The sequence below is a fragment of the Butyrivibrio sp. NC2007 genome (assembly GCF_000421405.1).
In the GTDB taxonomy this organism is placed as follows: domain Bacteria; phylum Bacillota; class Clostridia; order Lachnospirales; family Lachnospiraceae; genus Butyrivibrio.
Genome location: NZ_ATWY01000013.1, coordinates 122812 through 129421 on the forward strand (window position 1 = coordinate 122812; position 6610 = coordinate 129421).

Genomic DNA, 6610 nt, shown 5'->3' on the forward strand with positions numbered 1-6610 from the left:
AAGTGTTTTTTGGACTAGGTGTTTTGCTGATAATGATAATTTCATCAATTGGGGATATAAGGAGCAGAGACGTATTTCTGTGGGAGATACTAGGATGCCTTGGTATGTCTTTTGCCAAAGTTGTATTCAGTATATACGGGGGAAACTTCGATGCTTCGGATGTTCTGATGTCGCTGATGCCGGGAGTGTTTCTCCTGCTTTTGTCCTTTGTCAGTGGACAGAGCGTCGGCTACGGAGATGGGCTGCTGCTTTTGTGCGCAGGCCCTGCTCTTGGATCGGGGGTCGCGGTTATGGGGATGGTCGCAGGAGTTTTCGCCTGCGGACTGATATCGGGGATTCTTTTGGTGCTTAAAAAGGTTGGGAAAAAGGCCAAAATGCCCTTTGTTCCTTTCCTGACCTTGGGGATGGGGGTGATGATGCTTGCGCAGATTTAAGGGGTATATGACGCTGGAGGCTTCCTTCATTGTGCCGATGATCATCTGCGTCTTTGCGCTGCTCATCTACTTTTCGTACTACCTCTATGGCAGATGCATTCTGTCGCAGGACGCATATATCCTGGCTTTCAGGGCAAGCGTTGCAGATGAGGAGATATATGGAAGCTCTGAAAATTATGTAAATGAGAAGTCATCGCAGGTTGCGGGCAAAAAGTATTTTGGCAGCACAAACCCTACGTTTGAAGCAGCATCGTCAGGAAAAGAAATCCGGGTTCATGGATATTCAAAGGCCCGGCACTCAGCCATGGGAAGGTACTTCTTAAAACCTCAAAGCGGTTGGGAATATGAAGCAGCCGGAAGGGCTAAGCGTTTTGAGTATGCAGAGCACATCAGAAGGTTCACGAGACTACGGGATTTGGGAAAAGAGATTTTGGAAACAATAGGAGATGAATGATGGAGTACAAGTATTACAGAGAATTGAAGCATAACTACCTTGTGTTTGAGGATAAGAGTAAAGAGGGCGAAAGCAGGTATCAGTATAAGATCGCAGAAAGTGGCAGGATAAAGGGCCTTGTGCCTCTGACCGAGAGGAGCATAAACGGAGATAAGTTTCTTTATTACGAGATAAATTCCATGCAGAGCCTTGGGGACAGATTCGCATCAAGCGGGATGAATGCCGCCCAGGTAAGGAGCCTTCTTACAGATATAAAGGATGTTCTCGAGGGCTTGTCTGAGTTTCTGCTGGGAGAAGAAGGAATCGTCTTTAACAGTAGGAGCATATACACAGATCTTACAAGCGGAGCATGCAGATTTCTCTACTGCCCTTTTTATGATGAGGGGAAGAGCTTTTCCGAGTTTGCCATGGAGCTTTTGGAGCTGGTGGATGAGAATGACAGAGAGGCTACCGAGCTGGTCTACAGGCTTTGCGAGCAGAGTGCTGCTTTCGGAGATTTTATTTATGAGGCACTGGAGAAGACTCTGGCAGAAGAGGCTTGTGAGGCAGAGAAGAACACTTATGAGGAAAAGCAAGAGGAGAGCTTTACGGAAAGCTTTGACATGACAGATGCAGAGGACGTCACAGACTCTTTTGACGATTACGAGGAAGAAGAGGGGGAGAGAAGGCTTAAGAGCTCCGGAAAGAGACTTGGTGGAAAGCTCCAACTTCTCTTTTCCCTCATGTTCTTCTGCCTGGTGGGAGCTATGGTTTATATAAGAATGAACTACATCCTTTCAAATGAGGAAAATATGCTGTCAATCTTTGTAATGCTGGTATCGGTTGTAACCGGAGTGGTGGCTCTTGTCGGCGGATTTAAGGAGCTTAGAGGCGGTGTGGAAGCGCCCGGCAAAGGCAAGAAGACAAGGGAGCTTGGCGAGGATGAGATGTATTCGGAGGAGGATATCAGCTATGGGGGCGAAGAAGATGATTTTGGATACGAAGAGGATTATGATTTCGTAAAACCTGCAAGGGCCGAAAGCTCTTTTACCAAAGAAACGGCCCTGTGCGGAGAGACAGTGGTCCTTGATGAGATCAGAAGTGAAGGCATCGCGCTCTTTAGCAGAAATCTGGACAAGACAGTAAGGATTGCCTTTGATAAGCTTCCGCTGACAGTCGGGAAAATGGAAGGCTGTGTTGATAAGGTGCTGAGCGATATGAGCATATCAAGGATGCATTGCAGGTTTGTAAGCGACGGGGGAAGAGTTGCTGTGATCGACCTCGGCTCAACGAACGGAACCTACAAAAACGGTCTTAAGCTCCTTCCCCAGCAAAAGACCTACATCGATGAAGGGGACGAGATAAGGCTTGGCAGAGTTTGTTTTGATTGCAGATAAATAGGAGATTGTGTGATATAATACGATTATTAAGCGGAGGGGAGTTCATGAAGGTAAATATCTATTACGGCGGACGCGGAATCATCGATGATCCAACGCTTTTCGTCATCTCACAGATCACAGCGGTTTTACAGGAACTTAATGTAAAGGTACAGCAGTACAATCTCTATGAACAGAGAAATGGCATCACAGCTCTGCCCAACACTCTTAAGGATGCGGACGGAATCATTCTGGCATCAACGGTTGAGTGGTACGGAATTGGCGGATACATGATGCAGTTTCTTGATGCCTGCTGGCTCTACGGTGACAAGGACAAGATCAGACAGATCTACATGGCGCCCGTTGTCATGAGTACGACTCACGGCGAGAGAGAAGGCATGATGAGTCTTGCAGCTGCCTGGGAGATGCTGGGCGGACTTCCTTGTGACGGAATGTGCGGATATATTGCAGATACTACCAAGCTTGAGAACAGCTCGGAGTACGGCAAGATAATAGATAAGAAGGCGGAGAACATCTACAGGACCATCAATCAGAAGATGCCTGTATTCCCTGCAAGTAATCAGGCGGTCATCAACAAGGTCGGCGTTGCCAAGAGCATAGACCTTACTCCGCAGGAATCTGAACAGCTCTCGGAGTATGCTTCGGATGACAAGTACGTTCGCAAGCAGAAGGAAGACCTTCAGGAGCTTGCAAGCATATTCAGGGACAAGATGGGACAGGAAGATGCCCTTGGAAGTTCCGAGGAATATGCTAAGACTCTTAACAGGAAATTCACTCCTGTTGCAGGAGTTGTGGCTAAGTACAAGATTTCTTTTTCCGATAACGGTAAGCTTAAGCCTATCATCATAGATGTAGATAACAGTAAGTGCGATTGCCACGTGGGAGACGAGGAAGGTTGCGATGTTTCACTTACTTCAGATCAGAGAACCTTTGAAGATATCCTTGGGGGGAGACTTAGCTTCCAGAGAGCCTTTATGGCAGGAAGCATTAAGATGAAGGGAGACTTCAAGCTTCTTAGAAGCATGGATCAGTTCTTTGACCTTATGGCAGATTAAGTTGGGGAAATCCGGATGCAGGATACTTACGTCTCTGAGGGAGATTATTGGCAAAGACAGGAGCAGATATACAAGAGCTCTTATATAACACTGGCACTGCTGGCCATTAACGTGGTCGTTTTCTTGCTGTGCAGTTTTGCCTTTGGATGGATGTATGAAAAAGGGGCCATGATCACTGAAGTTGTCCTTAGGGACGGTCAGTATTACAGGCTCTTTACAGCCATGTTCCTTCATGCTGATCCTCAGCACCTCATAAATAACATGCTGATGCTTGCCCTTGGCGGCGCTATAGTTGAGCACTACACAGGGCATGCGTTCTACTTTTTCCTTTATATGTTGTCGGGACTCTTTGGCAACATGATATCCATGGCTTATGAAATCCAGAACAGACTCAGCTGGGTCTCAGTCGGGGCAAGCGGCGCCATTATGGGGCTGGTTGGCTTTGTTATGGTATGGATTCTGGTAAACAGAAAGACTTTTATAAGAAGCAGAAACCTTATGATAAGGCTTGCGCTTTTGGGAGTCTTTGTTATTGAGGCCTGCTTTTTCCAGAAGGGTGCAAACACCGCGGCTCACACCGGAGGCTTTTTAACGGGAGCTGTTTTAGGCGTTATAAATATCATTGTTTTAAAGAACAACAAGAATATGGAGGGACTTGCATAATGGAAAACTGTATCTTTTGTAAAATCGCAGCGGGAGAGATTCCGTCAAATACTATATACGAGGACGATTCCTTCAGGGTTATCCTTGATCTTGGCCCTGCAACCAAGGGACATGCCCTGGTTCTTCCCAAGAACCACTATGCGGATCTTTTTGAGATTCCTGAGGACGTTTTGGCTGATGCAGCCAAGGTTGCCAAGAAGGTGGCAGGAACCATGAAGGAGAAACTCTCATGCGACGGTCTTAACCTTGTACAGAACAACGGAGAGGCAGCAGGACAGACTGTTATGCATTTCCATCTTCATATCATTCCAAGATATGCAAACGACGGGCAGCACATTTTATGGAAGCCAACAAGCCCTTCACCTGAGGAGCTTGCAGCAATCAAAGACACAATTGTGGGTGCCTGACCGGGAGAAGCTATGCGTGAAATAGAAGTTAAGCAAATTACAGAGGCGGTTAAGAAGCTGTGCATCGACGCCAATCACTTTCTCTCCAAGGATATGGAGGACGCTCTTTCAAAGGCTCAAAGCGCCGAGGAGTCCGAGCTAGGGAAAAAGATATTTGCCCAGCTCCGTGAGAATCTCGATATCGCCGGAAAAGACATGATACCAATCTGCCAGGATACCGGAATGGCAGTCCTGTTCGTAAAGGTCGGTCAGGATGTACACTTTGTGGGTGGAGATCTTACAGAAGCCATAAACGAAGGAGTGCGCCGTGGATATACAGAAGGCTTCCTAAGAAAGAGCGTTGTATCGGACCCTCTTATAAGAAAGAACACAGGAGATAACACTCCCGCAATCATACATTACGAGATAGTTCCGGGAGATAAGGTAGAGATAACCTGTGCTCCCAAGGGCTTCGGAAGCGAGAACATGAGCAGAGTCTTCATGCTCAAGCCCGCCGATGGTGAAGAGGGTGTTAAGAACGCCATCGTTCAGGCTGTTATGGACGCCGGTCCCAATGCCTGTCCGCCTATGGTTGTTGGCGTAGGCATCGGAGGAACCTTCGAGAAGTGCGCCATCATGGCTAAGCAGGCCCTGACCAGAAAGGCCGGAGAGCATTCAGACATCCCATATATAGCTGATATGGAAAAAGAGGTGCTTGATAGGATCAACGCAAGTGGAATAGGTCCTGCCGGACTTGGCGGAAGAATAACGGCGCTTGCAGTCAACATAAACACCTACGCAACGCACATCGCAGGTCTTCCTGTGGCTGTGAATATATGCTGCCATGTAAACAGACATGCATTCGTGACAATCTAACATTTTTGCAGAAACTCTTCTTATAGAAGAACAAGTGAACTAACATAGAAGGAATTAGAGAATGGACAGAGAATTACAGGCCCCTATCGATCCTGCTTTGGCAAAAGAGCTAAAGGCCGGCGATATGGTATACATAACCGGAACCATATATACAGCCAGAGATGCTGCGCACAAGAGAATGGATGAAGCTCTCTCGAAGGGTGAGGAACTTCCTTTTGATATAAGGGGAAATCTCATCTATTATATGGGACCATCTCCTGCAAGAGAGGGAAGACCCATCGGTTCTGCCGGACCAACCACAGCAAGCCGTATGGACAAGTATGCTCCAAAGCTCCTTGATCTTGGGCTTGGCGGAATGATAGGCAAGGGCAAGAGAAGCAAAGAGGTTATAGATGCCATGGTTAGAAACGGAGCTGTTTACTTTGCAGCTATCGGCGGAGCAGGAGCTCTTCTTTCCAAGGCTATTACTGCTTCTGAAGTTATTGCCTATGACGATCTCGGAACAGAGGCAATACGTAAGCTTACAGTGGAGAGATTCCCTGCAATAGTAGTAATTGATTCAGAGGGAAACAATCTTTACGAGACTGCCGGTGCTGCTTACAGGAGGGAGTTGGAATAAAACAATTGACAAAGGCTGCAGGGCTTTGTATAATTACATTTGCGTCTTAGGTTTGAACGGACGCATGAAACTCACATATTGGTAGTGGGATTCAGGCATGGAGAAATACTCAAGTGGCTGAAGAGGCGCCCCTGCTAAGGGTGTAGGTCGTTTACGCGGCGCGCGGGTTCAAATCCCGCTTTCTCCGTTTAGCAAAGAAATGGAAGTCCAATGGACTTCCTTTTTTATTCCTTCTGAGGTGTTATTTTGGATCACCCTGGTGGCCGGATCAGATAACCGGTTTAAATGACCACTATAAATAGAAGGAAAATCCTCTTCAAAGTACAACATTTTGTGGAAAATAAGATTTATAAAAATTTCCAAAAAAAGGTGTTGCATTTAAGATTTGGCTTTGCTATAATAACTTTTGCCCGTTTGAAGAGGGGCACGGAACCTAGGAAACAAGCCGTTTCCAAAAAGTTCCAAAAAATATTTTAAAAAAGTTGTTGACAAAGATTGCTGAACATGATATTCTAAATGAGTTGCGGCAATACAGAGCAACAACAAAGCACCTTGACAAATAAACAGTAATGCAACCCTGAAAAATTCCAAGAGAATTATTCAGAAGTAACAAACCAAAAGTAATAACGGACAGAACGAAAGCTAACGTTTTAGTTCTGGCTGGAATTGAACTTATTTTAACGTGAGAGTTCGATCCTGGCTCAGGATGAACGCTGGCGGCGTGCCTAACACATGCAAGTCGAACGG

General features: G+C 46.4%; 8 protein-coding genes, 1 tRNA gene and 1 rRNA gene. All 10 read left to right on the forward strand.

Annotation, left to right across the window (positions count from 1 at the left end):
- Positions 1–2: 2 nt before the first annotated feature.
- Complete coding sequence (locus G632_RS0111740) at positions 3–434, forward strand: hypothetical protein (protein WP_155828885.1); 432 nt, start codon at positions 3–5, stop codon at positions 432–434.
- A complete protein-coding gene (locus G632_RS0111745) occupies positions 421–888 on the forward strand; it encodes a hypothetical protein (protein ID WP_155828886.1) in 468 nt (155 codons plus the stop codon). The genes G632_RS0111740 and G632_RS0111745 overlap by 14 nt, the downstream gene beginning before the upstream one ends.
- The gene (locus G632_RS0111750; RefSeq protein WP_081647152.1) at positions 885–2264 is read left to right on the forward strand and encodes a DUF6382 domain-containing protein; all 1380 of its coding nucleotides are present in this window, start codon (positions 885–887) and stop codon (positions 2262–2264) included. Before G632_RS0111745 ends, G632_RS0111750 begins: the two co-directional genes overlap by 4 nt.
- 47 nt (positions 2265–2311) lie before the next feature.
- Complete coding sequence (locus tag G632_RS0111755) at positions 2312–3319, forward strand: SCP2 sterol-binding domain-containing protein (protein ID WP_022769420.1); 1008 nt, start codon at positions 2312–2314, stop codon at positions 3317–3319.
- 15 nt (positions 3320–3334) lie between these two features.
- On the forward strand, positions 3335–3982 hold the full coding sequence (locus G632_RS0111760; protein ID WP_022769421.1) for a rhomboid family intramembrane serine protease: 648 nt from the start codon (positions 3335–3337) through the stop codon (positions 3980–3982).
- Entirely contained in the window at positions 3982–4389 is a 408-nt protein-coding gene (locus G632_RS0111765) for an HIT family protein (RefSeq protein WP_022769422.1), read from the forward strand. The genes G632_RS0111760 and G632_RS0111765 overlap by 1 nt, the downstream gene beginning before the upstream one ends.
- A gap of 12 nt (positions 4390–4401) precedes the next feature.
- Entirely contained in the window at positions 4402–5244 is an 843-nt protein-coding gene (locus tag G632_RS0111770; protein WP_022769424.1) for a fumarate hydratase, read from the forward strand.
- Between the two features lie 61 nt (positions 5245–5305).
- Complete coding sequence (locus tag G632_RS0111775) at positions 5306–5863, forward strand: Fe-S-containing hydro-lyase (RefSeq protein WP_022769425.1); 558 nt, start codon at positions 5306–5308, stop codon at positions 5861–5863.
- Positions 5864–5962: 99 nt separating this feature from the next.
- Positions 5963–6050: transfer RNA gene (locus tag G632_RS0111780), tRNA-Ser, on the forward strand.
- Between the two features lie 491 nt (positions 6051–6541).
- Positions 6542–6610: ribosomal RNA gene (locus G632_RS0111790) — 16S ribosomal RNA — on the forward strand; the annotation flags it as partial.

Coding starts and splice junctions, on each gene's coding strand:
- G632_RS0111750 (WP_081647152.1), top strand. CDS start 885: ATGATGGAGTACAAGTATTACAGAGAATTGAAGCATAACTACCTTGTG.
- G632_RS0111755 (WP_022769420.1), top strand. CDS start 2,312: ATGAAGGTAAATATCTATTACGGCGGACGCGGAATCATCGATGATCCA.
- G632_RS0111760 (WP_022769421.1), top strand. CDS start 3,335: ATGCAGGATACTTACGTCTCTGAGGGAGATTATTGGCAAAGACAGGAG.
- G632_RS0111765 (WP_022769422.1), top strand. CDS start 3,982: ATGGAAAACTGTATCTTTTGTAAAATCGCAGCGGGAGAGATTCCGTCA.
- G632_RS0111770 (WP_022769424.1), top strand. CDS start 4,402: ATGCGTGAAATAGAAGTTAAGCAAATTACAGAGGCGGTTAAGAAGCTG.
- G632_RS0111775 (WP_022769425.1), top strand. CDS start 5,306: ATGGACAGAGAATTACAGGCCCCTATCGATCCTGCTTTGGCAAAAGAG.